Below are 24511 nucleotides of genomic sequence, written 5' to 3' on the forward strand. Positions count from 1 at the left end.
CCCCTTTCCAGGTTATTTCCCTTGTCACTAGTGTAAATAATTTACCATTTTCGTGTCCAATGGATTAAGGGGTCCTAAAAGCATAAGCCTACTTTACTTGCGATACTGGTTCCAAATAAGTTTGAAATGCCTTTTCATATGCATGACAAGCCTGTAAGACAAGTTTATCTGCAAATCTGTTTCCTGCCACCTGCAAACCGACAGGCAACCCGCTGCTTGTCAACCCAACTGGCAATGAGGCCGCAGGGTGTCCTGTTAAATTATAAATTTGTGTAAGCATCCAATCTGTGGAAGGGTTTACACTTTTTCCGTTAATCAAGGACGGACCCGGTAAGTGGTGTTCGAACGCTGTTGTTGCCAGAACAGGTGAAAGTAACAAATCATAATTGTTTAATACATCTTGGATTTTTTTCCATACAATCGTTCGTTTAATTTCAATCGCTTTATAATCAATCGCACTAAGCTTTCTACCGATTGCAATCATTTTGGCCATGCCATCCGAGAAGCTTGCGGGATCGTTATCGAAATATTCGCCGTAGCTGGCAGCAAATTTCACGCACCACATTCCGGAGAAGGCACGAGCTAGTTCCTTTAAGCTTAAACCCAGATCAAGGTCAATCTCTTCCACTTCACAGCCAAGATCAGCATAATGCCCAACCGCTTTGTCGATAACTTCGGCAACATCATCCGAAATTTCATACAGACCGAAGTTACGGGTATAGGCAATCTTTAGGCCCTTCAAATCCCTGTCAAGGTCCGTGAAATCCTCTCCTGAATCCGGAATAGAATTTGGATTATTCACATCATAGCCGGCCATAACCGAAAGTAGCAACGCAGCATCTTCCACAGTTCTTGCCATCGGCCCATTATGTAAATACGGATGTTCGGACCCAAATAAATTGAGACGATCCTCATGAGGAACCAGACCAAAGGTTGGCTTTAACCCAAAAATACCTGTCAGTGCTGCCGGAATGCGGATGGATCCGCCTCCATCGCTTCCTTCGGCGAACGGTGCAAGTTTAGCGGCCACAGCTGCAGCAGAACCGCCGCTTGACCCCCCTGGAGTTAACCTGTCATCCCAAGGATTTTTCGTCACCCCAAACAGTGGGTTATCTGTAACCCCTTTATGGCCGAATTCCGGTGTGTTTGTTTTTCCAAGGACAATCCCGCCCTCAGCCTTAATTCTTTGTAAAAAAATAGGGTCATAATCCGGAACATAATCTTTAAAAAGTGGAGATCCATATGTAGTTAAAATCCCTTTGGTGGGGGTTAAATCCTTGATGGCAATCGGGATACCGTGAAGCTTGCCAACGTTTTTTCCCTTCATCACGGATTCCTCAGCTCTGATTGCTTCTTCGAGAGCTTGTTCATTGATTGTCACATATGCATTCCATTTGGAATTGTGTGTTTCAATTCGATTTAAAAAGGCTCTTATTACCTCGACTGGGGACAATTCCTTTTGTCTGATTAACTTGCCTAACTCTATCGCCGTGAAATCTGTAATGGACACGCCATTCACTCCTTTTTGGGTTAGTCTTCCTTTCTATTATACTTGAATTTATCGTCAATTTTAATTATTTTCTGAATATTTGTTTAAAAAAAGCGCAAGGAACTCTCGAAACCTAGTTCCTTGCGCTTATCTTTTATTTCACCATCTTATTCAATAGAAATTCTACTTTTTCGATTAAACGCCCTTTTGAGGCAGAATCCCAATCCATTTCATTTATGGTTTCCTTCATATTAATAAACCACATTTCCGCCCGTTCTGGAGCGATTTGAAAGGGATGCCGATCCTTAACCTGATTCTCATGATCGTGAGTTGTTTCTTCAGACACCAGTCGATTGATAAATGTGCGTTGACGATTCTTTAACTGTTCAATGTCCACGTTTCTTTCTTTAAACATGTTGATATAGTAATCATCCTTCATCAACCTATCATAAAAGCGGTCCACGAACTCGTTAACTTTTTCCTGATCCAATATTTGAGACATGACAATACCTCTTTTCACAATAATAACAGTAATTTCTAATACCATTATAGTGTAAACCAAAAGGAGAAACTGTGACATGAATCACAATATAAATGATTTGCACAACCAAGATTCCTTGATCTGCTTGCATCAAATGAATCTGCTCATTTAGCTTGTCACAGTTTAGCTATGTACTATCTCCCTTATAAAAATACCTATATGTAATTTACATTTATATGTGTTAAAAAATTAAACTTGATGATATACTAAATTAAGTCTAATCATTATCGGTTTTTTCACCATAAAAATATAGGAAATAAAGGTTTTATCCAAACCCTTAGGAGGAATGAACTTTGAGTGAGGTACAAAAAAGTTGCTCCGAAATTCCTTATTTACGTCTCGGTGCCGGTGAGCCATTAGTTTTCATTCACGGACTTGGTGAAGTGAAGGAAGGTTGGTCAGATCAATTCGAATTAGCCAATCAGTTTGACTTAATCATTCCGGATTTACGTGGACATGGTGAGTATCATTTTCCCGGTGAAATATCCATTTATAACTTTGCCTACGATGTGATCACATTATTAAAAAGCCTTGGAATTGAAAACGCGCACATTTGCGGTTTATCAATGGGCGGAATGGTGGCACAGGAAATCTATCGTCAGGCACCAGAAATGTGCCGCTCCTTGCTGCTAGTAAGTACATTCCATTATGCCCCAAAACAGTTTGGGGAATTATTTTTAAAATACCGTCGTGCTCTGGTAAAGAATAAATCCTTGGAAGGTATGAAAGAAACTGCCGCCAAGACTTGTTTATATTCTTGGTCAAAGGAAAACTTCGAAAAGTTTTTCCGATATTATCAACCAAATAAAGAATTCTATATCCAATCGGCGGAAGCGTGTTTGAAAGTGAATTATTTAAGATTACTTTCAAACATAACTGTACCTACCCTTATAATCGGCGGACAATATGATTCTGTCACTCCAGTTTGGATACAGTACTTAATGCATAAGCAAATTGCCCACTCCGAGTTTGTGATATTCAGAAATACTGGTCATGTTGCCAAGCTTGAGGCAAAAGATGCCTTTAACAAAGAACTTCGTAACTTCTTAAATAAACTTAATACCGCAAGTTAGCCTCCCCCCATTATTACTAATTCCATACTTAAAGCCCCTCTCAACCAAGAGGGGCTTTCTTTATAATACTACCAATTTTTATTTCTTCCAAAGCCTGTTTCATTCAATACTCTGCTATATCGCAAGCTTAAATAGTAGGTTCATTTCCAGAGTTTTTCCTGACCAAATGGACAATAAATGTCCCCATGAAGGTGGTAATTAAAATGCTGAAGAATATGATTTCATCAATATGAATTCCAAATGAAGAAATAATCATTTTTACTCCGATTATTGCAATTAATATAAATGAGGTTGTTTCAAATTCCGGTATTTTAGTAATCAATTTCAGGAATAACTGAGCGACTCCCCGCATCATTAAAATCCCTAATATTCCGCCTAGGAACAAAACCCATTCTTCATTGGAGACGCCAAATGCGGCAACAATGCTATCAAAGCTAAAGGCAATGTCCATTAACTCCACCGTTAACACGGTCCTCCAGAAGCCCATTCTTTTAGGCCGAACCTCATCCTCTTCTTCTTTTTTCAAAAATAAGTTCTGCAGGACAATAAACAGCAAATAGTGGCCGCAGACAATCTTGATCCATGCAATATGAATTAAGGAAACACCTATGCCAATGACCAATAATCGAAAAAAATAGGCACCGAATATTCCATAGAATAATGCCTTCTTTCTCTGTTCCTTTGGCAGATGCTTCACCATTACTGCCAACACCAAAGCATTGTCCGCAGATAATAATCCTTCAAGAATGATCAATGAACCAATAATGCCCCAGCTGGCATGATCAAAAGCTACAGATTCAAAAGCCTTTAATGAAAAAAATGTACTATAATTGTGGATTATTTCTTGAAGGAATTCCATCAGCATGTTTACTCCTTTACCTTAAGCTAGAATTCTCTGTTTTTTACCTACAGATCGAAGGTTTGTCCACTTTAAATTGACCGTCCTTTCCTTCTCTCTAAATTTATGAACTGCTTTGTGATATATGAATTAAAAATAATTAAAGTCTACAAAGTCCCTTTTCCTGTACCTTTCTTTCCCATTAAAAGCAGGATATCTGATAGTTTTTCAGAATACATTATAAAAGACTGAAAGGGGTGGTTGTTCGATATGCTTCGGGCTGAAAAAATGGAAGTGAAGGATGGTCTAGCGGCCATTGAGCATTTTTTTCAAAAAGGCTGGACGGATGGTCTGCCAATTGTTCCGCCGACGGAAGAGCGAATCTATGAAATGTTGCAAAGTGTCAATATGGAACCGGACACCATCGTTGGTGCCATTCCTGAAAGAGGAAGAGTTTTTACAGCTGAAATAGTAGCCATAAATGCGGTCATGGCAGGTTGTTTGCCAGGATATTTCCCGGTCGTCATGGCAGCGGTACAAGCCATCTGTGAACCTGAATTTGGACTGCACGGACCAAGTGCCAGTACTCATGGTGCTGCCATCATGATTGCCGTAAATGGTCCCATTGTCGAACAAATTGGGTTAAATTCTGGTGCTAATGCCTTTGGCCCTGGGAATCGGGCAAACGCCACGATTGGACGGGCGATTCGCTTGTTGATGATAAATGCCGGCGGTTCTCCAGAATTCGACCGCTCGACACTTGGCACCCCAGCCAAATACAGCTTTTGTTTTGCTGAAAAAAAGACGGATTGGACACCTCTTCATGTTCAAAGAGGATTTAAAGAAAATGATAGTACAGTTACTGTGTTTGCCTGTGAAGGCCCAAATCAAATTCAAAATCATGGTTCCCTTAACAGCGTTGGAATTCTTCGAACGATGTCGGACCGGATGAGTGCTTTAGGTACCATGAATATGGCGAGTGAAACGGAAATGGCGGTTGTCCTTTGCCCTGAACATTACCATCACCTGCAAAAGGAAGGCTGGTCTAAGGAAAGTGTTCAGCAATTTCTCTACGAGAATGCAAAAAGGTCAATACGTGATATGAAACATGGCGGAATCATCGATGCGCCCATTGATGAGGGAGATGAATATAAATTTAAACACGCTATTCCTTCCCCTGAACAAATCCTTTTAATGGTAGCCGGCGGGGAAGCGGGAAGATTTTCCGCTTGTATGCCGGGATGGTTTAGCTACAAACAGTCTAAAGCCGTCACAAAGTCGATTAAAGCCGCAACAGGATTCACCTGACACGAGTGCTCTTAACCAATCGGTGATTGGTTTTCATAATTACTTTTCAATAGAAAGGATGGCTGCGATTTGAGTTTAATTGTGTTTAATCCTACCTCTGGTCCTAGTTTAAAAGAATTGCGAATGGCGAAAAGAGAAAAATCTTTAGAAGGCAGTGTCATCGGGTTAGTCGATAACGGAAAGAAGAATTCAGACACCGTCATTCGTTTTCTAGCAGAACGTCTTCAGCAAAAATATAATCTGAAGGATGTCATCCACCATAAAAAATTATCTTTTTCACATGGTCTCACCGATGCAGAGGCTAGTATGCTTGCCGAGAAATGTGACTTTATCATCTCCGGGGTCGGGGATTGAGGGTCCTGCAGCTCGGGCAGTTTGCTCGATGGGATTATTATGGAAAAACACGGCATCCCGACAGCCGTCATCAGCACCAAACCCTTTATTTCTTCAAGTAAAGCCATGGCAATCGCACACGGAATACCTGATTACCCATTTGCTACCATCCCGCACCCTATTGCGGCGACGGAAAAAGAGGTTCTTCATCAGTGGGTAGAGAAGATTGTTGGCGACGTTGAAGATATCCTATTAAGAAGTTTATAAAGAGAATAACCTGCTAAGATGGGTTCGTCCGTCTCGGCAGGTTATTTAAATTAGGTACCAAATAAGAAACCGACTTATAAATTATTACCTTTCTATAAATAAATCATTTTATAAGTTCACTTCCACTCTTGATTTCTAGATACTTTGGTCTTATGAACTCTTTATAAGACCACTTCTACACTTGTTTTCTAGCAACTTTGGTCTTATGAACCTTTTATAAGACCACTTCACACTTGTTTTCAAGCAACTTTGGTCTTATGAGCCTTTTATAAGACCACTTCTACACTTGTTTTCTAGCAACTTTGGTCTTATGAACTCTTTATAAGACCACTTCTATACTTGCTTTCCAGCCTTTTCGGTCTTATGAACTCTTTATAAGACCACTTCTATACTTGCTTTCCAGCCTTTTCGGTCTTATGAACCTTCTATAAGACCACTTCAACACTTGTTTTCTAGCAACTTTGGTCTTATGAGCCTTTTATAAGACCACTTCAACACTTGTTTTCTAGCGACTTTAGTCTTATGAACCTTTTATAAGACCACTTCAACACTTGTTTTCTAGCGACTTTTGTCTTATGAACCTTTTATAAGACCACTTCAACACTTGTTTTCTAGCGACTTTTGTCTTATGAGCCTTTTATAAGACCATTTCTACTCTTCTTCTCAAACCCCTTTGGTCTGAGAACTCTTATATGACCATTTCTATAACCAAAAAATAAAGCACTGAGGCCAGCCCCCAGTGCTTAAGACTTTTTATTAGAATTTAGAATGGTAGTTTGCGATTTCCCAAGAGTGAACGGCAGTACGATAGCTGTCCCATTCTCCTTTTTTCAGGGAAACATATTCTGTGTAAACGTGCTCTCCCAATGTTTGAGAAGCAATTTCTCCAGCCTCTAATTCTTTTAAAGCTTCAGCTAAGCTTCCCGGAAGATTGTCGATGCCGCGGAATGCTCTTTCTTCTTCATTCATGTGGAAAATATCCTCTTGAATTTGCGCCGGCGCTTCTAATTCTTTTACAATTCCATCCAGGCCTGCCGAAGCAATAACCGCAAACGTTAAATATGGGTTGGATGATGGATCTGGACAGCGTAATTCTACACGAGTAGCAAGACCTCTTTTGGCAGGAATACGAATAAGGGCTGAACGATTTGATGTGGACCATGCAATATAGCACGGTGCCTCATAGCCAGGAACCAAACGCTTGTAAGAGTTTACTAGCGGGTTCGTGATGGCAGTAAAGCTCTTTACATTTTCTAATACACCTGCAATAAATTGATAGGCTTTTTTCGATAATTGTAATTCATCAGAAGGATCGAAGAATACATTTTCGCTTCCCTCAAAGAATGACATATTGACGTGCATTCCGGAACCATTGATACCGAAAACCGGCTTTGGCATAAAGGTAGCATGCAAACCAAATTTCTTCGCAACTGTCTTAACAACCCACTTATAAGTAGTCGCCAAGTCCGCAGCAGTAAGGACATCTGCATATTTAAAGTTAATTTCATGCTGCCCTTCTGCAACCTCGTGGTGAGAGGCTTCAATCGTAAAGCCCATTGCCTTCAAGGCACGGTAGATTTCTAGGCGAACACGTTCACCTAAATCATATGGAGATGGCTCGAAATAGCCAGCTTTATCGCCGAGCTCCTGAGTTGGGTAACCATTTTCATCTGTTTTAAAAAGGAAGAATTCCAATTCAGGACCGACCGAAATGGTATAGCCTTGATCAGCAGCACGTTCCACTGTTTTCTTCAGGACATTTCTCGTGTCACCTTCAAATAGAGTACCATCCGGGTTTTTAACGGAGCATAAGAAACGTGCTTCTGAATAACCTTGTTCAACAGTCCAAGGAAGTACCGCAAATGTATTTAGGTCTGGCTGCAAATAAAGGTCTGACTTATTAATCGGAGAAAAACCTTTAATGGAAGAACCATCAAACATCATCTTACCTTCAACCACATCATCAAACTGCTCTACTGTAACAGTGACATGCTTTAAGATGCCTTCAATATCGACGAATTGTAAGTGCAAAAGCTCAACACTTTTTTCGTTCATGATTTTCTTAATTTGTTCTAAAGTTGTAGAATCAATTGCCACATTTGAAATAAGTGTTTCAGTCATGTCACATTACCTCTCAATTTCATGTTATATTTTCTTACATTATATTTAAAAGTTTATCATTAGACAAGTACTTTCTGCATATTTTTTTGAATATTTATGCTAGTTTTTCAGAAAGCGTTTTCATAATATGATAATGGACAATAGGTTACTATCAATTTATAAGAGGTTTTTTATTCATAAATATACATAATTATGTATGATAAACTAAAAAAGCCGACATTCCTACCTAGAATGTCGGCTTTAACAGCATGTTCGTTACCTTATAGGTTTTGTTTTTTCATAATATCATTAATTACTTCCTGAAACATTTCATTCAAAACACTCTTTTTTTGGGCTTTAAGCCATTCAATCTGGTTTATGGGCAGTTTTAATTTTAAACTAACCTCTTCCAACGGCATTTCCACTTTTCTTATTTCTTCCAATGTGATGCCCTCTTCAATATTAGGAAACCATGAATCATTTTCATTGATTTTATCGAAATCCTCATATTCATTTAGATCATCAAGTTCAGAAAATAAATTTAGCTGTGGCAAGCCTCCTGGGAGGATTTTCGCATGCATAATGGTCTGAAGGATGCGACCGTCCTCTAATTCTATTTCCATAATCAGGTTTTCAAACTTTCTATATTTTTTCACCGTCACTTCGCTCACAATGAGATCCAATTGCAAGCTGAATCCAGAACTTGATTCAAAAATATAGATGGCACTATTAAAAATATGGATACTCTCTCCATCGATTTTTACCGATTTTACAACAACCATATCTGTTCCCCCATGCAGCCGTCTCAAACATTCCTATAATTTTTAACTATTAACTTAATTTTATATCATAACCTATTAATTGTTCAATCGGCAGGAGGGCAGAATCCTATAACTATTTTACCCTGGCAAATCCAAATCCTGATGCGTAGTCATCCCCTGTTGCTGCACCGTAACCGCCTTTAATGTCGTATAGTTTAGCTCTTCTTTGCAGTTCTGCGCGGAGCTGAGTGTTGGTCCAGGATAAATTGGAGGACCAAATTTTCGCTGCTAACCCTGAAACATGCGGGGTGGCCATCGAAGTTCCGCTGATGGTATTGTAATTTCCATCGTACCAGGTAGATTGAATGTTACTGCCTGGCGCTGAAATTTCAACATCACGCTCCTGGATAATATAGTCACCATCAGTAGAGGAGTTGCCGCGGGACGAATAATTTGCGACTCGATACGTTCCGTTTTGTTGAACATTTTCCAAAGCAGCAACGGCTACAGCGTTTTTCAAGGCCCCCGGATAACCAATGGTATTATCGGCATAGCCGCTGTTTCCGGCCGCGGCGACAATCAGCGTACCTTTGCTGTAGGCGTAATCCACGGCGCTGGCAATCATGGTGTCTTTTCCGCTAGAACCAAGTGACATGGAAATGACTACTTTTGAACCAGTTCTAACTGCTTCATCTGCGGCATGGCGAATAGCACCAGCAATATCATCAGAATAACCGGAGCCTTGGTCATTTAACACCTTGTAAGCCCAAAGCTTAGCCTGTGGTGCTACACCATAGACTCCTAATCCATCAGAAGCTCCGTGAGCATTAGCTGTACCGGCTACGTGTGTGCCATGCCCGTTTCGGTCTGTACAAGTGCCATTAACTATTGAGGATGAAGATTGCGTAAAATCTTTACATTGCTCACCATTTCCAACTAAATCATAATGATTTATATATACACCTGTATCTAATACAGCAATTTTAATCCCCGTCCCGCCAGATGTGCTGCTAATATACGGATCATTATAAATTGCCTGAATTCCCCATGGTGTCCGGTCGTCCGGCAGAGAGGTTATGGCGGTTGCACCAACTTTTCCATTCGGCGCATTTTCAACTCGATCCAAATGCACCTCTGGTACTCTTTCAATCTTTATATTCTTATTATTCAATAATGCTTCATATTGCTTGGTATTTATAGTCGTTGTGAAGCCTTCTGTCCCAAAGTCCCAGCGAACGCCAACATTTTGCTTTGCTTTTGCCATTTCTGCACTTGGCCCTTCAATCATAACTCTAAATGTTTCATTTGAGTCAGGACCTTGACCGAATGCTCCGGTCGAAAACAAGGATGCCCCCATTAACAAACCAAGTATTGCAGAACCCACCTTTTTTGACTTTTTCATTCCCTCTTCCCCTCTCTTTTTTATGTAGCGGCATTCAACCGCAATATTGAGTTTATTTTTGAATCACTCATATATGAATGCGTTTACATTGATAAAAGTTGGGAAAATTTCTTTATAGCCCTTAGTTAACATAATACAATTATGGGTTCTCATTTTTCTATATGAATTTAATGCATTTAGAGCCAATAAAATGATATGATTATGGTTATGAATAAAAAAGGAAGCTCTCTTTCTTTTCACCTTGGAGGAACAGAATGAAAAAAATGAATAGAACCCTACTCGTCATCGGGATTATTTTTGTAGCGTTTAATTTACGGCCTGCCCTCACATCTGTGGGCCCCCTCATCGGATTTATCCGTACAGACTTAGGCATTTCAAACGGAACAGCCGGATTTATTACCACTCTGCCATTACTATCATTTGCCATCATTTCCGTGCTTGCACCAAGAATCAGCCGCACCTATGGCAATGAACGAACTATATTTTTCGGTCTTTTTATCTTATTTATAGGAATTATCATACGGTCACTTGGTTACATCCCAACCGTTTTTCTCGGCACCCTTCTGATCGGAGTTGGCATCGCAGTCGGGAATGTCCTCCTGCCTAGTTTAGTAAAGCTGAAATTCCCGGATAAGGTCGGAATCATGACAAGCACCTATACGACAGCACTTAGTACCTTTGCTGCGCTTGGGTCTGGGATTATTGTGCCGCTAGCCCAAGGGATGGCTTTAGGCTGGAAAACAGCTCTAGCTTTTTGGGCCGTATTAGCCGTGATGGCAATGATTATTTGGTTCCCGCAGCTTCGTGAAACAAGCGTCCGTAAACCGGTCGAGAACATACCTTCCGGAAATAAAGGCCTATGGTCTTCTGCATTGGCCTGGCAGGTTACCTTTTTTATAGGACTACAATCATTTTTGTTTTACTGCACAATCGCCTGGTTGCCGGCCATTTTAGAAAGCCATGGGATGAGCTTGACTTTAGCAGGCTGGATCCTTTCTATCATGCAATTGGCGGGACTTCCGGCCACGTTTATGACACCGGTCATAGCCGAACGTTTTCGACATCAAAAAGGAATGGTTCTCTTTTTAGGAATTCTTCACTTAGTTGGGTTATTTGGACTTATCTTTAGTAGTAATACCATATTATTAATAACGTCCGTTATTTTTATAGGAGTTGCCCAGAGTGCAAGCTTCAGTTTAGCCCTTACCTTTATCGGTTTAAGAACAACCGATGCCAAGCAAGCAGCGAGTTTATCGGGCATGTCTCAATCAATCGGCTATCTGCTGGCAGCAATCGGTCCTAGTTTGATTGGTTTCCTTTTCGACCAGACCCAGTCATGGACGATCCCGTTATTCGTTTTAGCAATTATAAATGTCATGTTAACCGTTGCAGGTATTGGTGCGGGAAGAAATCAATATGTATTTCGTGAACCATTGAAAAAAATTAGTTAAAAACTAAAAAAATGCCGGTACTCCTTTGTAAATAAGAGTAACCGGCATTTTTTTCTTCATTAAGAAAAACTATCTTCTTCTAAAGCCTTCTTCAACTAAAAATATTTCTGCCTCTTCCCGTGTACCGAAAGTTTCTTCGAGATTGAGTCCGAAATAAATATTCCAGGTTTCATCCTCGTTCACTAATAACAGAACTTGATTCTCCCCATTGACCCATCGTTCCTCTTCGTTATCCCCAATAATCGCTTCCTCTTCGATAGGCTTTTCAACAGCAGACAAGCTATTAATGGAGTCTCTAATCAGTTTTTTTAACTCTTCCTCCGAGTAGTCCCGAATATTAACCATCCCTTTTGAATCGGTTTGATATTGGGATATGCGGCCGGCATATACGAATCCATTTCCATTTGGATGGAGATGGTACACCACATTTTTCTTTTCATAAACACTTTCGTTATATTGGAAATTTACTCGTCCTAGTGAAACATTTACCTTCTCAAGTTCGGGAAATGATTCGATTACAGCCAGTTTTTCTTCAAAAGTTAGCATAATATCCTCCAAATTTCTATCTATAAAATATCATTTTAACCTACATTATAATATTTTGCATTTAAATCACCAACTTAATTAAAAAAGCCCTCTATCCCAGATAGAGGGCTTATAGCCTTATGCAGATTTACGGATGAAAGATTTCTTACCTTCTAAACGGTTCTTACGGTGTTCAGCAGTAGCCGTGAACAATACGTCTGTTGAGGAGTTCAATGCTGTTTCACAGGAATCCTGTAAAACACCGATGATAAAACCTACGCCGACAACTTGCATTGCCACGTCATTTGGGATTCCAAATAGGGAACATGCCAGTGGAATCAATAATAAGGATCCGCCCGCAACCCCCGAAGCACCGCAAGCACATACTGCCGACAGAACGCTTAGGATGATCGCTGTCGGGATGTCTACATGAATACCCAGCGTGTGAACTGCAGCCAATGTCAACACGGAAATTGTTACAGCAGCACCAGCCATATTGATGGTTGCTCCTAATGGAATAGAAACAGAGTAAGTATCCTTATCCAAACCTAGTTTTTCACATAATTTCATATTAACCGGAATATTGGCAGCAGAACTACGTGTAAAGAAGGCTGTAATGCCGCTTTCCTTAAGACACATAAACACAAGTGGGAACGGGTTTTGACGTGTAGCAACGAAAACGATAAGCGGATTGACGACAAGCGCCACAAAAATCATACAGCCGAGTAAAATGACTAGCAATTTTCCATAGCTAAGCAAAGAATCAATACCATTTGTCGTAATCGAGTCGATAACAAGACCCATGATGCCTAGCGGTGCCAACTTAATGACCCAAGTGACCATTTTGGAGACAGCATCGGAAAAGTTCGAAATCATTGTTTTTGTTGTATCCGGAGCATTTTTCAATGCAATACCAAGAACAACTGCCCAAGCTAAGATTCCGATATAGTTCGCATTAAAGATGGCTTTGACAGGGTTATCAACAACATTCAGAAGTAGAGTTTTCAGAACCTCTACAACACCCCCAGGAGCTGTCATATCCTCGGCGCCTTTTGCAAGAGTTAAATTTACTGGGAAAATAAAGCTTATAATTACTGCGATTAATCCTGCTAGAAATGTACCTAAGAGATAAAGAACGAGAATGGATTTCATATTCGTTTGTTGACCGCTCTTGTGCTGCGCGATGGCCGACATAACCAAGAAAAGTACCAATACAGGTGCAATGGCTTTTAAAGCACCGACAAATAATGAACCGAAAATGACTAGCGGCTTTGCTACTGCAGGAACCGTTAAAGCTAGGATAATACCAATAATCAAACCAACAATGATTTGTTTTACTAGACTTACTTGATTCCACTTTTTCAATAGGTTTTTCAAATAAACTCCCCCACTTTTTTATTATTTACGTAAAAAATATCTCTGCCAAACCCTATTGCCTAACATTATTATTATAAAGAATATTTAGATATCTCACAATAGTATTATTTTCAAGTATTTATATATAGAATATTTGAAAAATTCCTATAAATATAAAATCTTAGAAATCTATCAAGTTTATTCCCTGTCCAAATTATTATTAACACAATAATATCACAATCTCCTCTATTAGCGAATGGTATAATAATATAAACAGTTCCCTTAAGACGTCAGCTTTTTAGAAAACAAAACCCACCCTCATAGACAAAAAGGGTGGGTTACTTAGCTATCTTTTATTTTCGATTGACTAGATTTTCCTTTCTTTCCCTTCCCAGTGTGGGTCCCTCAATAGGCGGCGGACTACTTTTCCTACCGGACTTTTTGGCAAGGATTCAATGAATTCAATAGAAGAAGGCTTTTTATATGAAGCTAACTTCTCTTTACAAAATATGATAAGTTCTTCTTCAGATACTGTTTGGCCGTCTTTGAGAACGACATATGCCTTCACTGTTTCTACCCATTTTTCATCCGGAACACCAACTACAGCGGCTTCCATCACCGCCGGATGCTGATAGAGGATTTCCTCCACTTCCCGCGGATACACGTTAAAACCACCTGAAATGATCATATCTGATTTACGGTCAACCAAGAATAAATAACCTTTTTTATCGAGGTATCCCATATCCCGGGTATGTACCCAGCCATCTTTTATCGTTTCATCTGTTAATACAGGTTCATTCCAATAACCAAGCATAGCTTGACTGGATTTTACAGCAATCTCGCCAATTTCCCCAGCTTGGCGCTCCTCACCGAATTCATCAACTATTTTAATAGATGCAGTCGGAACGGGTCGGCCACAGGACAGCAATCTTTCTTCGCCTTCCTCTCCACCGATGGTATGGTCCTGTTTGTTTAAAATGGAAAGAATCAGCGGTGCCTCCGTTTGGCCGTAGTATTGAACAAATTTTGGGCCCCATAAGGCGAGTCCGCGCCGCAAAGCTTCACGAGGCATCGGTGACGCACCATATATAATATTTCTAACGGATTCAAAGGAATACTGTTCGACATTAGGCTGGGACAATAGCATGACAATCATGGTTGGAACTAAATTCAATGTGGTAGGTTTTTCATGGTGTATGGTTTGAAGATATTGTTCGGGATTGAAGCCTGACAGAATGGAATTTGCTGCACCTGATACCCAATGCGGAAGCACCAACGTACCTGACGCATGGGTCAATGGCGCCGCGTGAAGCATTGTATCTCCTTCGTGGATATCTAATGATGATAAGATATTATTGCTAATAGCTGTCCAAATTTCTTGAGTATGAACGGCTGCTTTAAGTGTACCAGTTGTTCCTGAAGTATATTGAATAGTGGCAATATCGGATTCATGTACTTTCACTGACGGTTCCTCTTCGGAAACACCTTTAACAAATTCCGCCATATTAATCATCCATGGTTCTCTTGTGGAACCATTCATTTGGCAGAAGTAACGGAGATTTTCACAATGAATTTTTATTTGTGCGGCTCGTTCACTAAATTCCTCTGTATATAAAAGCGCACTGGCACCGGTCTCCTTAATCATATGAATATGTTCATTCTCTGATAATCTTGTATTAAGTGGGACTCTGATAATCCCAGTAAGGAGAAGTGCAAAATCAATTTCAACACTTTGAAGGGAATTTGCCAGCAAAAATGCCACCCGGTCCCCTTTTTTGAGACCAAGGCTCAACAGGGCATTGGCTAAGCGATTGCTATTCCGATAAACTTGATCGAACGTTAATTTTTGCCCTTGAAAAATAACTCCTGTATGATTAGGGAAATAAACGGCACCTCTTTTGATTAATTCAGCTGCATTCACTAACGATTCCTCCCCGATAAGAATATATTTCTAACATTCAATAACGAATAAGATCCATTACCCGTCTATTTCAAGTTCAGTCCGAATTCTCCGTGCCTGCCCTGTCCTTTTGAAAAACGGGTGGCACCTTCTCTCGTTTCTCCACTATTAACGACATTCACCCCTAACAAGAACTCCAGCTGCATGGCCTTATCAAAGTCTTGATCAAAGCCCCGATAAACTGCTTCCCGGTCACTTATCATGCAAGCTTGTGGAAACTCGGCAATTTCCGCAGCAAGTTTTTCTGCCTCTTCCTTAGCTGTCCCTGTTTCAACGACACGGTTTGCTAAACCAATCAGCAGCGCCTCTTCCGCGTATACAGGCCGGCCAGTTAAAATCAAGTCCAATGCTCGGCTCATACCGATTAACCTTGGCAGTCTTTGCGTTCCGCCATCCACAAGCGGAACACCAAATCTCCGGCAAAACACACCCATGACAGCATCTCGTTCCATCACCCTCAGATCACACCAAAGGGCAAGCTCTATACCGCCAGCAACCGCGTAACCTGATACTGCAGCAATTACCGGTTTGGATAAGTGCATTCTGCTAGGTCCCATTGGACCATCCTTTAACATGTCAAGGTTCATTTCATTTCCTTCATCTTTAGAAAGCGCCTTCAAATCGGCCCCTGCACAAAAGGTTCCGCCTGCACCATGCAGAACAGCAACCCTTAATGTATCGTCATTTTCAAATTTTCTAAATGCATCCGCCAGCTCCTTAGCGGTCCTCCGATCAACAGCATTTCTCACTTCAGGTCGGTTAATCGTAATCGTACAGACCTTCCCCTTTTTCTCCATAATCACATTCATTCTTGACTGCCTCCTACTCTCCCGTTTAAATAACTAGAAATTAAATCTTTAAAGTTTAGTTCCATCTCGTCCATGTCATATAATTGATTATTCATTGTCCACATCGTCCCCAGGCCGATACCCATTGCGATAATCATGACAGGTAAGTTTTTTAGCTGCGTTCCCTTATTGGATACATCACCTAAATATTGCTGGGTATAATCTACTAGGTTGTTAAAAAACTTATTGATAATTTTACGGATTTGCGGATTATGATTTGCCTCGCCCAAATAATTTAAAAAAACGGCCATGTATTCAGGATTTTCTTTTGAAACCACATTAATATTTTCCAAATGCTTCATCAATTTGTCTTCCGGATTTTGCAGCGGTTCAACTGTTTCCATTACCTTTTCATGGGACCGGCGAAATGAAACCTTGAGAACCTGCATAAGCAAATCTTCCTTGCTTTTAAAATAATGATAAATAATCCCCGTGCTGATACCGGCTTCCTCGGCTATATCTTTCATGGACAAATTTGAAAGCCCCTTTGAAATAATACAATTTTTCGCGGCCACAATTACTTGCTCTTTCCTGATGTCTTCCATTCCTACTTTTGGCACAATGGCACCCCCTTTTTTTTTTTTTTATAATGAACGTTCAATATAAATAATAATACTTTAACGAATTTTCTGTCAACTATAACACCTTTTATTCCAACTCTTAAACTACATACGACTGTCCTGTCTGCATAAAATCTGGGACACCAAATCATACTAACATTGAGAAAATGTGGAATATTGGCAAGAGCACTTAAAAATACAGGGGAAATGGTACATGAAATTCCGTAAAAGGAAATTATTATCACAAATTATAAATGAAAAGAGTCAAATGGTTCTAGATGAACAACAATCGCTTTTGAGTAAGGATCGTTTATCTATCCATTTAGATGATAATGTACAAAAATTGGAATCCATCTATGCGGATTGTGCCGATATAAAGTTCCGGTATTTTATAATCGGAAATGAATCAAAAGCTGTTCTTATCTATGTTGACGGCATGTCAAACGTCGAAGAAATCGATAATAACCTTTTAACACCGTTAATGCGTTTAGAGCTAGAAACAGAACCGGATTTCCATGCTCTAATTGAAAAGACCCTAACGGTTTCTAATATAAAAGAAATACAAACCTATGATGATTTGGTTAATGAGGTTTCATCAGGAAATCCGATCATTTTAATAGACCATCAATCAAAAGGAATTTCCGCCGGAATTCCTAAATGGGAAAAACGTTCACTTCAAGAACCGACTGCAGAAACTGTGGTCCGGGGTCCGAGGGATGGCTTTATTGAAACGTTAAGCACAAATATTGTCCTCCTGCGCAGGAAAATAAGAAGTCCTAAATTGAAAATGAAATCCATTCAAATAGGACGCTATAGCCAAACACAAGTCGTCATCATGTACATCGAAGGTATTGCCGATCAAACGCTAATCGAAGAGGTTCAAAACCGTTTAAATCGGATTGATATTGACGGCATTCTCGAGAGTGGATATATCGAGGAGTTTATCAAAGATCATCCTTACTCTCCTTTTCCATTAATTTTAAATACTGAGCGCCCGGATATTGCAGCTGCAAGCTTACTGGAAGGTAACGTGGTCATCTTAACCGATGGGACTCCCTTCGCCTTGATTGCTCCAACGACCTTTTACTCCCTGCTGCAGTCACCAGAGGATTATTATGAAGGGTTTATCATTGGAACGCTGATTCGGTGGCTTCGTTATGTCTTTTTGCTGGTGGCCTTGTTGCTGCCTTCCGTTTACGTAGCCATCCTGACATACCATCAGGAAATGATTCCCACTACCCTGTTAATCAGCGTTGCAAAATCGCGGGAACAAATCCCTTTCCCGGCACTGGTAGAAGCATTGCTCATGGAAGTTTCATTCGAGGCACTTCGAGAGGCCGGCATCCGATTGCCTAAGAACATTGGTTCAGCGGTTAGCATTGTCGGTGCCCTTGTCATTGGTCAAGCAGCTGTCTCGGCGGGTTTGGTTTCAGCACCAATGGTCATGGCAGTGGCGATTACTGGGATTGCTTCCTTTTTAATCCCGCGTTACAGTGCATCGATTGTCCTTAGGATTCTTCGGTTCCCCATCATGTTTCTGGCTGGTACATTGGGATTAGTTGGCATCATGCTCGGACTTCTTACGATCATTGTTCATATGTGTACACTTCGTTCCTTTGGAGTTCCCTATCTGCAGCCCTTGGCGCCAATTAGAAATTCAGAGTTGAAGGACTCCATCATCAGGGCGCCCTGGTGGTCTTTTAAGAAGCGGCCCCATTGGACAGATGATTATAATAAGGTCCGCCAGCCAAATGGACAACAGCCTTCTCCTCTAAAAGGAAAGGAATAGGAGCTGACTTACCATGCTGGAACAAGGTAAAATTTCGCCGGTTCAAATGGCCTTGCTAATGATCCCGGCTATCATCGCAACTGTGCTTCTGTTGGTGCCATCGATAACCGCCAAACACGCCCATCATGATTTATGGCTGTCCCCAATATGGGCGTCCGGAACCGGTTTTTTCGTTGTGTTTTTATCCTATCAATTGAATAAACTTTTTCCAAAACAAACTATTATTGAATATAGCGAACAAATTCTTGGTAAAATATTCGGAAAATTGATTGGGGGCATTTTTCTATTTTTCTATTTGCACATAACAGGGATTATCGTGCGGGAATACGGCGAGTTTGTATCCGGCGCCGCACTGTTCCATACCCCAATGGGCGTTATAATCGGAACCATGGTAGTTGTTTGTTCGTTTGCAGTTCTTGGCGGCCTGGAAGTGATGGGTAGAGCCTCAGAAATCATCGTTCCCGTCGTGGTTCTTCTCTATATCTTGCTTTTCATTCTGCTCATCAAAGATTTGGAAGTAAATAATCTGTTTCCCATTATGGAAAAAGGGATTATGCCTTCGTTAATGGGGTCGATTGTCCCGCAAAGCTGGTACAGTGAGTTCATCCTGGTCTCTTTTTTATTGCCATATGTGACAAATCAGAAAAAAGGGGTTAAATGGGGATTTATAGCGGTTTTCATCGTCTTGTTTCTAATGGTTCTTACCAATATCATGACTCTCTTATTGTTTGGAAATTTGACCGCTTCCCTCACCTACCCTGTGATGGTGGCAGCCCGTTACATTAGTATCGCTGATTTCTTGGAACATTTGGAATCGATTGTAATGGCGATTTGGATTGCCGGGACCTTTATCAAAATTACGGTTTTTTATTATGCACTTGCTCTAGGCACCGCCCAGTGGCTTAAGCTCTCAGATTACCGCCCAATCGTGCTGCCGATTGGTTTCTTAATTCTCTTACAAGGGCTTTGGGCAGCGCGAGATCTTCAGGAATTATCCCATTTTCTTGCAACATCGGGGGCAATTTATATTTTATCCATTCAGGTAATTCTTCCAGTTATCCTGCTGATGACTGCATCCATTCGAAAAAAACTCGGACAGCGGAAAGGAAACAAGCAGAATGAAACACCGGTCAATCAGTGAAAAAGGACTGCTCTATTTTATTCTTATTTGTTCAGTCATTTTGCTCTCTGGCTGCTGGGACAGGAATGAAGTAAATGATTTGGCCTTAATTACAGCTGCAGGTTTTGACAAATTTGCAGATGATAAGATTGAGCTTACTGTTCTTGTTTATATTCCTAAAGGCGGCAGTAATGCTCAGGCAATGGAAAGCAACAACACCGGAGCGAGTCAAACCCTGGTAAGATCAGCTGTCGGGAAAACCGTTGCAGATGCCATGGCCAAACTTCAGGAGAAATTGCCAAGGAAAATCTTTTGGGGCCACACTGATGTTTTCCTCCTTCATGAGGAGCTTGCCAAAAAGGGGATTGCCGAACATGTTGACTTTATCATGCGGCATCCAACGCTTCGAGAACGCGGTCAAATTTTTGTCAGCAGCCAAAAGGCGAAAAAGTTATTAAGACTTATGCCCCCGCTCGAACGTGATTTGTCCGAGGTTTTGAAGGAATTAAGCCAGCATAAATTGGGATTAAACATTACCACCAAAAAATTAGCCCAAATGCTGCTTGGTGATTCAGGTGATTGTGCGCTGCCGTGGATTACCATCCTTCCCCCTGAAAGTAAGCATAAACCGCTGCAGACGATTGCTTATATTACAGGTACCGCCATTTTCAAAAAGGATAAAATGGTGGGAATCATTGACGATTCTGTTACAAGGGGCGTGCTTTGGCTAAGAAATGAGATTTTGTTAGGAGTGATTACGATTAAGCCTCCAAAAACAAATGGTTATATCTCAGTCAATGTATTGCAAGCACAATCAAAGCTGGTACCGAAAATACAGAATGGCATTTGGACAATCACGCTTAAATCAGAATCTGCCAGTGATATCGTTCAAAATACAACAAATTTAGATGTATCGGATCCGGTTGTTGTAAAATCTCTTGAACCTCTGTTAGCGAAAGAGGTTGAAAAAAGAATAAGACAGGCCAGGAATCAAGTGCAAGAGAAGATGAAAGCCGATATTTTTGGATTTGCTGAAGCCTTTCACCGTAAATATCCAGATGTATGGAATAAGAAAAAAAATCACTGGAATGAAATCTATCCCAATGTTGAATTAAAATTTGAGACTAAATCCCATATTCGCAGGCAGGGCCTAACTTCTTAACACACTTGCAGGAGAAAAAGAGGTGAAATCATGAAATGGGGTCTGGTGATAGCCAGTTTATTCATTGCCATCTCCATGTTTCTTTATCAATGGCCAAAACTAAAAAAGCATCAAAAGAAAGAAAAAGCAGCATTTCTATCACTAACCTTCCTTGGATTGTTTCTATCTGTTTTACTTATTTTTTTTCCAGAAATGCCAGGCCCCACTCAAATGATTGACTGGATTTACAAGCCATTAGGAAGGTTGATCGAAAAATAGGCTTTACGACAGTTAACTGTTGGTATCCGACAGTTAGAAGACCCTATCCGACGGTAATCCATTTTTTACTTCCGCAAAAATAAACAATCCACCCTAGCACTGGACTAAGGGTGGATTGTTTCGTAAAACGTTATTCAAATAAAGGACTGACGGCTTTTTTATTATGAACCCGATCGATGGCTTCAACTAGCAATGGACCAACGGACAATATCGTCATTTTACCGCTTCTCTTTTCTTCCGGAATGGAAATTGTATTGGTTACCACCAATTCTTTTATCGAAGATGATTCGATTCTGCTGACTGCTGGACCGGAAAGCAGCGGGTGTGTGCAGCAGGCATAGACAGCCTTCGCCCCTTTTTCCATCATGGCATTTGCTCCAGTTGTAATGGTCCCTGCTGTATCAATGAGATCATCCACAATAATTGCATTCTTTCCTTGAATGTTTCCAATAATGTTCATAATATCAGTTGTATCGTGCTCAGGGCGGCGCCGGTCAATCAAGGCAATCGGGGCATTTAACAGGCTGGCCATTTTTCTCGCTCTAACTACCCCGCCGTTATGCGGTGCAACCACAACGATATCTTCTAATCCTTTTTCTTCAAAATACTTTGAAAGAATCGGAATCCCGGTTAAATGCTCTACAGGTATATCAAAAAAACCTTGTACCTGCGGGGAATGGAAATCCATCGTAATAATCCTACTGGCACCAGCTGAAACCAGAAGATTCGCGACAAGTTTTGCTGTAATCGGTTCCCGCGATCTTGCTTTCCTGTCTTGGCGGGCATAGCCGTAATATGGCACAACAATGTTAATCACTTTTGCAGAAGCTCGTTTCAAGGCATCAATCATGATAAGAAGCTCCATAATATGTACATTCGTTGGATGTGAAGTAGATTGGACTAAGAAGACTTCACTTCCGCGAACACTTTCTTCTATGCTAATTTGAATTTCACCATCGCTAAATTGCTTCACGGAGCTTCGGCCTAACGTACAGCCTAAAAGTTCAGCCATTTCTTCTGCCAGCTTGCGGTTTGAATTTAAGGTAAACATTTTGAAGTCTTTATTTAATTGATAAGGCACCTTGTTTCCTCCAAAAATACTTTTTCTATTATTATAACATTCAATTGGGACAAGGATAAAATTTTGCTTAAAAATAAAAAAGCACCCTCGAAAGGATGCACCCATTATTATTTTTCAATTACCTCCACAGAGGAAATCCGTGTTGGATTGATGACAATTTTCTCGTCTCTGTCTAAATATACCAGCGTGTTATGCAAGGTTTTTTCACCATTTGCTGAATCAGTATAAAACGTTCGAGTGAAGTCTTTTAATGAATAATCCTTTTCGCTAATGACATATTCCTTCCCAGAATCCATGACGACTTTAATTTTCATTTCCCCCACTCCTAACTTATGTTGTTACTATTCATTATTCGATGTTGGAGGGTGAAAATCCTTTTGAAAAGCCATTCAATTTTTGAAATTATTAAGAACAACTGTTAATAACGTTTCTTTTTGCTGAATGATAAGACGAGATTTTTTAGCGTATAGAGTCTTCCCGAGAAAATAAATAAATCATCGTAGTTATTTTTTACATACTCTTCAATAATGTCGTGCCCTTCTTGAAACCTGTTCACTAAATAATGAGTGTATTTTCCATCCCAGGAAAATTGATTAATCCTAATAAGTTCATCTGCGATGATTTGATACTGAAACTCCTCCATGATTAGTTTCATTTGATACACCTTATCCACATTTACATAAACACTATTTTTATTTGCGTGGGTCTTATGGACAAATTTAATAAAGTTATTTATATTTTCAGCGAGCATGATCGCTTTTTGCATTTCGAATTGCATGTTTCCATCACCCCTGAAAACATAATGTTTTCCTAGGAAAAGTGTATGTTTAGAACTTTTATTATATTACAAAACGAAAAGTGCCAGGCACCTGTCAATGAATGATGCCCGGCACTTACTTTACTTTTTAAAAAATATACATACAAACTGAGATAATGATTCCCGTGTAAACAAGTGTGATGACGGTGAAGCCCATGATGTCGCGGATTTTCAGGCCAGCGATGGCTAAAAGCGGGATGGCCCAGAAAGGCTGGATCATGTTGGTCCAGGCATCGCCCCAGGCAACGGCCATGACCACTTTTGCCGGATTCACACCCATCTCTAGTGCAGCAGGAATAACCATCGGCGCCTGAACAGCCCATTGCCCGCCACCGGATGGAATAAACATGTTCAGCAGTCCCGCCGCCCAAAATGTAAATAATGGCAAAGTATTGCTCGTGGAAATATCCGTGAATAAATCGGAAATCCATAACGCCAAACCTGAAGCACCCATCATCCCCATGATTCCTGCGTAGAACGGGTATTGTAAGGCAAATTGGCCGACGCTGCCGGACGCCTTCAAAATCCCTTTTCCAAGGTCGCGGACGTTTCCATATAATAAAAGAGCAAACGTTAAGAAGATGAGGTTGACCGTATTTAAATCCAGTGAGAAGCCATTTTTCACAAAGTGATTGATTAGGTAAGATAATCCTAAAAGCCCTCCGAAAACGGTGATAAGTCTGCTTTTTTCTAATTTATCATTGAGGTAATTGGTCTCAGAATCTTTTGTGTCCACTTCAATTTTGTCTTCCAACAGTTTTTGATCAATAATAAAGCGGTCTTCTTTTCTTTTTGGATGGACTAGTTTCATGATGAATGGCAAAGTGAAGAAGGTGATGATGACGATGGCCAAATTTAAAGGTGAGAAAAGCGTCTCAGATGTTGGAATGATGCCAATTTTATCTTGAAAAACATGATCTTTTGTCGCTACGAACAAAGCCGGTGAGGAAGAAAGGCCGCCCTCCCAGATGACAAATCCTGAATATCCAGCGGCAACTAGGACTCGGTAATCCACATCCCGTACCTTTTTCGCCACTAGCTTCGCGATAATGCCGGCGACCACAAGTCCAAATGCCCAGCTGATCAGTGAGGCAAAAAGCGACGTAAAAGTCACTAGTAAAATAGCAGAAGTCGGCGTTTTACAAATTCCGGCGATTGATTCAAGTGTTTTCGAAACTGGTTTTGTTAAAGCTAAAGCGTAACTCATGATGAACGTAGTGATAATTTGCGCGGTAAAGGTTAACAGTCCCCAAAAACCGTCTCCCCAATAAATGGCCATGTCTACCGGCGACTTATCTGTGATGAACATTCCGCCAAGAAACGTGATCACCGTAAGTAAAACAGCAAAAACGAAGGCATCCGGCAGCCATCTTTCGGCAATTTTGGCAAAGAAAAGCCCAATTTTTGCAACAATATTATTCTGGTTATTTAGCGAAGATTTTGGTGATTCATTTTGCAGATTCGTTTTCATT

General features: G+C 40.5%; 23 protein-coding genes. 8 read left to right on the forward strand and 15 right to left on the reverse strand.

The annotated features are described in order from the left end of the window. Window positions 1-88 precede the first annotated feature (88 nt). Window positions 89-1510 (reverse strand): amidase, encoded by a 1422-nt coding sequence (locus ACFPA1_RS10110; RefSeq protein ID WP_378582524.1) that lies wholly within the window; start codon window positions 1508-1510, stop codon window positions 89-91. Between the two features lie 133 nt (window positions 1511-1643). Then, on the reverse strand, window positions 1644-1991 hold the full coding sequence (locus ACFPA1_RS10115; RefSeq protein WP_213139894.1) for a hypothetical protein: 348 nt from the start codon (window positions 1989-1991) through the stop codon (window positions 1644-1646). Window positions 1992-2323: 332 nt separating this feature from the next. On the opposite strand from ACFPA1_RS10115, the gene ACFPA1_RS10120 reads away from it, so the two are divergent. Beyond that, entirely contained in the window at window positions 2324-3103 is a 780-nt protein-coding gene (locus ACFPA1_RS10120) for an alpha/beta fold hydrolase (RefSeq protein WP_378582526.1), read from the forward strand. Between the two features lie 127 nt (window positions 3104-3230). Here the strand turns inward: ACFPA1_RS10120 and ACFPA1_RS10125 are convergent, their stop codons facing one another. Continuing rightward, on the reverse strand, window positions 3231-3968 hold the full coding sequence (locus ACFPA1_RS10125) for a TerC family protein (RefSeq protein ID WP_378582528.1): 738 nt from the start codon (window positions 3966-3968) through the stop codon (window positions 3231-3233). A gap of 243 nt (window positions 3969-4211) precedes the next feature. Between ACFPA1_RS10125 and ACFPA1_RS10130 the strand changes: the two genes are divergently transcribed. Next, complete coding sequence (locus ACFPA1_RS10130; RefSeq protein ID WP_378582530.1) at window positions 4212-5249, forward strand: hypothetical protein; 1038 nt, start codon at window positions 4212-4214, stop codon at window positions 5247-5249. 69 nt (window positions 5250-5318) lie between these two features. Further along, window positions 5319-5849 (forward strand): UGSC family (seleno)protein, encoded by a 531-nt coding sequence (locus ACFPA1_RS10135; protein WP_378582532.1) that lies wholly within the window; start codon window positions 5319-5321, stop codon window positions 5847-5849. Between the two features lie 756 nt (window positions 5850-6605). On the opposite strand, the gene glnA is transcribed toward ACFPA1_RS10135, so the two are convergent. The 3 genes from glnA to ACFPA1_RS10150 form a co-directional block, all read right to left on the reverse strand. Further along, a complete protein-coding gene (glnA, locus tag ACFPA1_RS10140; RefSeq protein ID WP_378582534.1) occupies window positions 6606-7970 on the reverse strand; it encodes a type I glutamate--ammonia ligase in 1365 nt (454 codons plus the stop codon). Between the two features lie 260 nt (window positions 7971-8230). Continuing rightward, window positions 8231-8731, reverse strand: coding sequence for a hypothetical protein (locus tag ACFPA1_RS10145; RefSeq protein WP_378582536.1), 501 nt, complete (start codon window positions 8729-8731; stop codon window positions 8231-8233). A gap of 112 nt (window positions 8732-8843) precedes the next feature. Then, window positions 8844-10112, reverse strand: a complete 1269-nt coding sequence (locus ACFPA1_RS10150) for a S8 family peptidase (RefSeq protein WP_213139887.1) — start codon at window positions 10110-10112, stop codon at window positions 8844-8846. Between the two features lie 254 nt (window positions 10113-10366). Between ACFPA1_RS10150 and ACFPA1_RS10155 the strand changes: the two genes are divergently transcribed. Next, a complete protein-coding gene (locus ACFPA1_RS10155; RefSeq protein ID WP_213139886.1) occupies window positions 10367-11563 on the forward strand; it encodes a CynX/NimT family MFS transporter in 1197 nt (398 codons plus the stop codon). 69 nt (window positions 11564-11632) lie between these two features. Here the strand turns inward: ACFPA1_RS10155 and ACFPA1_RS10160 are convergent, their stop codons facing one another. The 5 genes from ACFPA1_RS10160 to ACFPA1_RS10180 all read right to left on the reverse strand — a co-directional run bounded on the left by ACFPA1_RS10160 (window position 11633) and on the right by ACFPA1_RS10180 (window position 16812). Further along, window positions 11633-12109, reverse strand: coding sequence for a hypothetical protein (locus ACFPA1_RS10160; RefSeq protein ID WP_213139885.1), 477 nt, complete (start codon window positions 12107-12109; stop codon window positions 11633-11635). Window positions 12110-12226: 117 nt separating this feature from the next. Then, window positions 12227-13465, reverse strand: a complete 1239-nt coding sequence (gene sstT / locus ACFPA1_RS10165; protein ID WP_213139884.1) for a serine/threonine transporter SstT — start codon at window positions 13463-13465, stop codon at window positions 12227-12229. 346 nt (window positions 13466-13811) lie between these two features. Next, window positions 13812-15365, reverse strand: a complete 1554-nt coding sequence (locus tag ACFPA1_RS10170; RefSeq protein ID WP_378582539.1) for a class I adenylate-forming enzyme family protein — start codon at window positions 15363-15365, stop codon at window positions 13812-13814. Between the two features lie 65 nt (window positions 15366-15430). Then, window positions 15431-16213 carry a crotonase/enoyl-CoA hydratase family protein gene (locus ACFPA1_RS10175; RefSeq protein ID WP_213139882.1) on the reverse strand — a complete coding sequence of 261 codons (783 nt, stop codon included), beginning with the start codon at window positions 16211-16213 and terminating at the stop codon, window positions 15431-15433. After that, window positions 16210-16812, reverse strand: coding sequence for a TetR/AcrR family transcriptional regulator (locus tag ACFPA1_RS10180; protein ID WP_241113703.1), 603 nt, complete (start codon window positions 16810-16812; stop codon window positions 16210-16212). Before ACFPA1_RS10180 ends, ACFPA1_RS10175 begins: the two co-directional genes overlap by 4 nt. 214 nt (window positions 16813-17026) lie before the next feature. On the opposite strand from ACFPA1_RS10180, the gene ACFPA1_RS10185 reads away from it, so the two are divergent. From ACFPA1_RS10185 to ACFPA1_RS10200, 4 genes are read left to right on the forward strand one after another with little or no spacing between them, the layout of a single operon-like run. Further along, the gene (locus ACFPA1_RS10185) at window positions 17027-18601 is read left to right on the forward strand and encodes a spore germination protein (protein ID WP_213139881.1); all 1575 of its coding nucleotides are present in this window, start codon (window positions 17027-17029) and stop codon (window positions 18599-18601) included. Window positions 18602-18614: 13 nt separating this feature from the next. After that, window positions 18615-19742 carry a GerAB/ArcD/ProY family transporter gene (locus tag ACFPA1_RS10190; protein WP_378582543.1) on the forward strand — a complete coding sequence of 376 codons (1128 nt, stop codon included), beginning with the start codon at window positions 18615-18617 and terminating at the stop codon, window positions 19740-19742. Next, entirely contained in the window at window positions 19720-20883 is a 1164-nt protein-coding gene (locus ACFPA1_RS10195; protein WP_378582546.1) for a Ger(x)C family spore germination protein, read from the forward strand. Before ACFPA1_RS10190 ends, ACFPA1_RS10195 begins: the two co-directional genes overlap by 23 nt. Window positions 20884-20913: 30 nt before the next feature. Beyond that, on the forward strand, window positions 20914-21141 hold the full coding sequence (locus ACFPA1_RS10200) for a hypothetical protein (RefSeq protein WP_378582548.1): 228 nt from the start codon (window positions 20914-20916) through the stop codon (window positions 21139-21141). 130 nt (window positions 21142-21271) lie between these two features. On the opposite strand, the gene ACFPA1_RS10205 is transcribed toward ACFPA1_RS10200, so the two are convergent. The 4 genes from ACFPA1_RS10205 to ACFPA1_RS10220 form a co-directional block, all read right to left on the reverse strand. Further along, window positions 21272-22222, reverse strand: a complete 951-nt coding sequence (locus ACFPA1_RS10205; RefSeq protein WP_338088257.1) for a ribose-phosphate diphosphokinase — start codon at window positions 22220-22222, stop codon at window positions 21272-21274. 107 nt (window positions 22223-22329) lie between these two features. Further along, window positions 22330-22536, reverse strand: a complete 207-nt coding sequence (locus ACFPA1_RS10210; RefSeq protein ID WP_213139876.1) for a hypothetical protein — start codon at window positions 22534-22536, stop codon at window positions 22330-22332. Between the two features lie 104 nt (window positions 22537-22640). Then, window positions 22641-23000, reverse strand: a complete 360-nt coding sequence (locus ACFPA1_RS10215; protein ID WP_378582551.1) for a hypothetical protein — start codon at window positions 22998-23000, stop codon at window positions 22641-22643. A 127-nt stretch (window positions 23001-23127) separates the two neighbouring features. Continuing rightward, window positions 23128-24510: a short-chain fatty acid transporter gene (locus tag ACFPA1_RS10220; protein ID WP_213139874.1), complete on the reverse strand. Its 1383-nt coding sequence runs from the start codon at window positions 24508-24510 to the stop codon at window positions 23128-23130. Between the last annotated feature and the right edge of the window lies 1 nt (window position 24511).

Source organism: Neobacillus sp. GCM10023253, from assembly GCF_042653105.1.
Lineage (GTDB): Bacteria > Bacillota > Bacilli > Bacillales > Cytobacillaceae > Neobacillus > Neobacillus citreus.

Coding starts and splice junctions, on each gene's coding strand:
- ACFPA1_RS10160 (WP_213139885.1), bottom strand. CDS start 12,109: ATGCTAACTTTTGAAGAAAAACTGGCTGTAATCGAATCATTTCCCGAA.
- ACFPA1_RS10115 (WP_213139894.1), bottom strand. CDS start 1,991: ATGTCTCAAATATTGGATCAGGAAAAAGTTAACGAGTTCGTGGACCGC.
- ACFPA1_RS10210 (WP_213139876.1), bottom strand. CDS start 22,536: ATGAAAATTAAAGTCGTCATGGATTCTGGGAAGGAATATGTCATTAGC.
- ACFPA1_RS10175 (WP_213139882.1), bottom strand. CDS start 16,213: ATGAATGTGATTATGGAGAAAAAGGGGAAGGTCTGTACGATTACGATT.
- ACFPA1_RS10195 (WP_378582546.1), top strand. CDS start 19,720: ATGAAACACCGGTCAATCAGTGAAAAAGGACTGCTCTATTTTATTCTT.
- ACFPA1_RS10125 (WP_378582528.1), bottom strand. CDS start 3,968: ATGCTGATGGAATTCCTTCAAGAAATAATCCACAATTATAGTACATTT.
- ACFPA1_RS10190 (WP_378582543.1), top strand. CDS start 18,615: ATGCTGGAACAAGGTAAAATTTCGCCGGTTCAAATGGCCTTGCTAATG.
- ACFPA1_RS10145 (WP_378582536.1), bottom strand. CDS start 8,731: ATGGTTGTTGTAAAATCGGTAAAAATCGATGGAGAGAGTATCCATATT.
- ACFPA1_RS10200 (WP_378582548.1), top strand. CDS start 20,914: ATGAAATGGGGTCTGGTGATAGCCAGTTTATTCATTGCCATCTCCATG.
- ACFPA1_RS10215 (WP_378582551.1), bottom strand. CDS start 23,000: ATGCAATTCGAAATGCAAAAAGCGATCATGCTCGCTGAAAATATAAAT.
- ACFPA1_RS10155 (WP_213139886.1), top strand. CDS start 10,367: ATGAAAAAAATGAATAGAACCCTACTCGTCATCGGGATTATTTTTGTA.
- glnA (WP_378582534.1), bottom strand. CDS start 7,970: ATGACTGAAACACTTATTTCAAATGTGGCAATTGATTCTACAACTTTA.
- ACFPA1_RS10130 (WP_378582530.1), top strand. CDS start 4,212: ATGCTTCGGGCTGAAAAAATGGAAGTGAAGGATGGTCTAGCGGCCATT.
- ACFPA1_RS10150 (WP_213139887.1), bottom strand. CDS start 10,112: ATGAAAAAGTCAAAAAAGGTGGGTTCTGCAATACTTGGTTTGTTAATG.
- ACFPA1_RS10185 (WP_213139881.1), top strand. CDS start 17,027: ATGAAATTCCGTAAAAGGAAATTATTATCACAAATTATAAATGAAAAG.
- ACFPA1_RS10220 (WP_213139874.1), bottom strand. CDS start 24,510: ATGAAAACGAATCTGCAAAATGAATCACCAAAATCTTCGCTAAATAAC.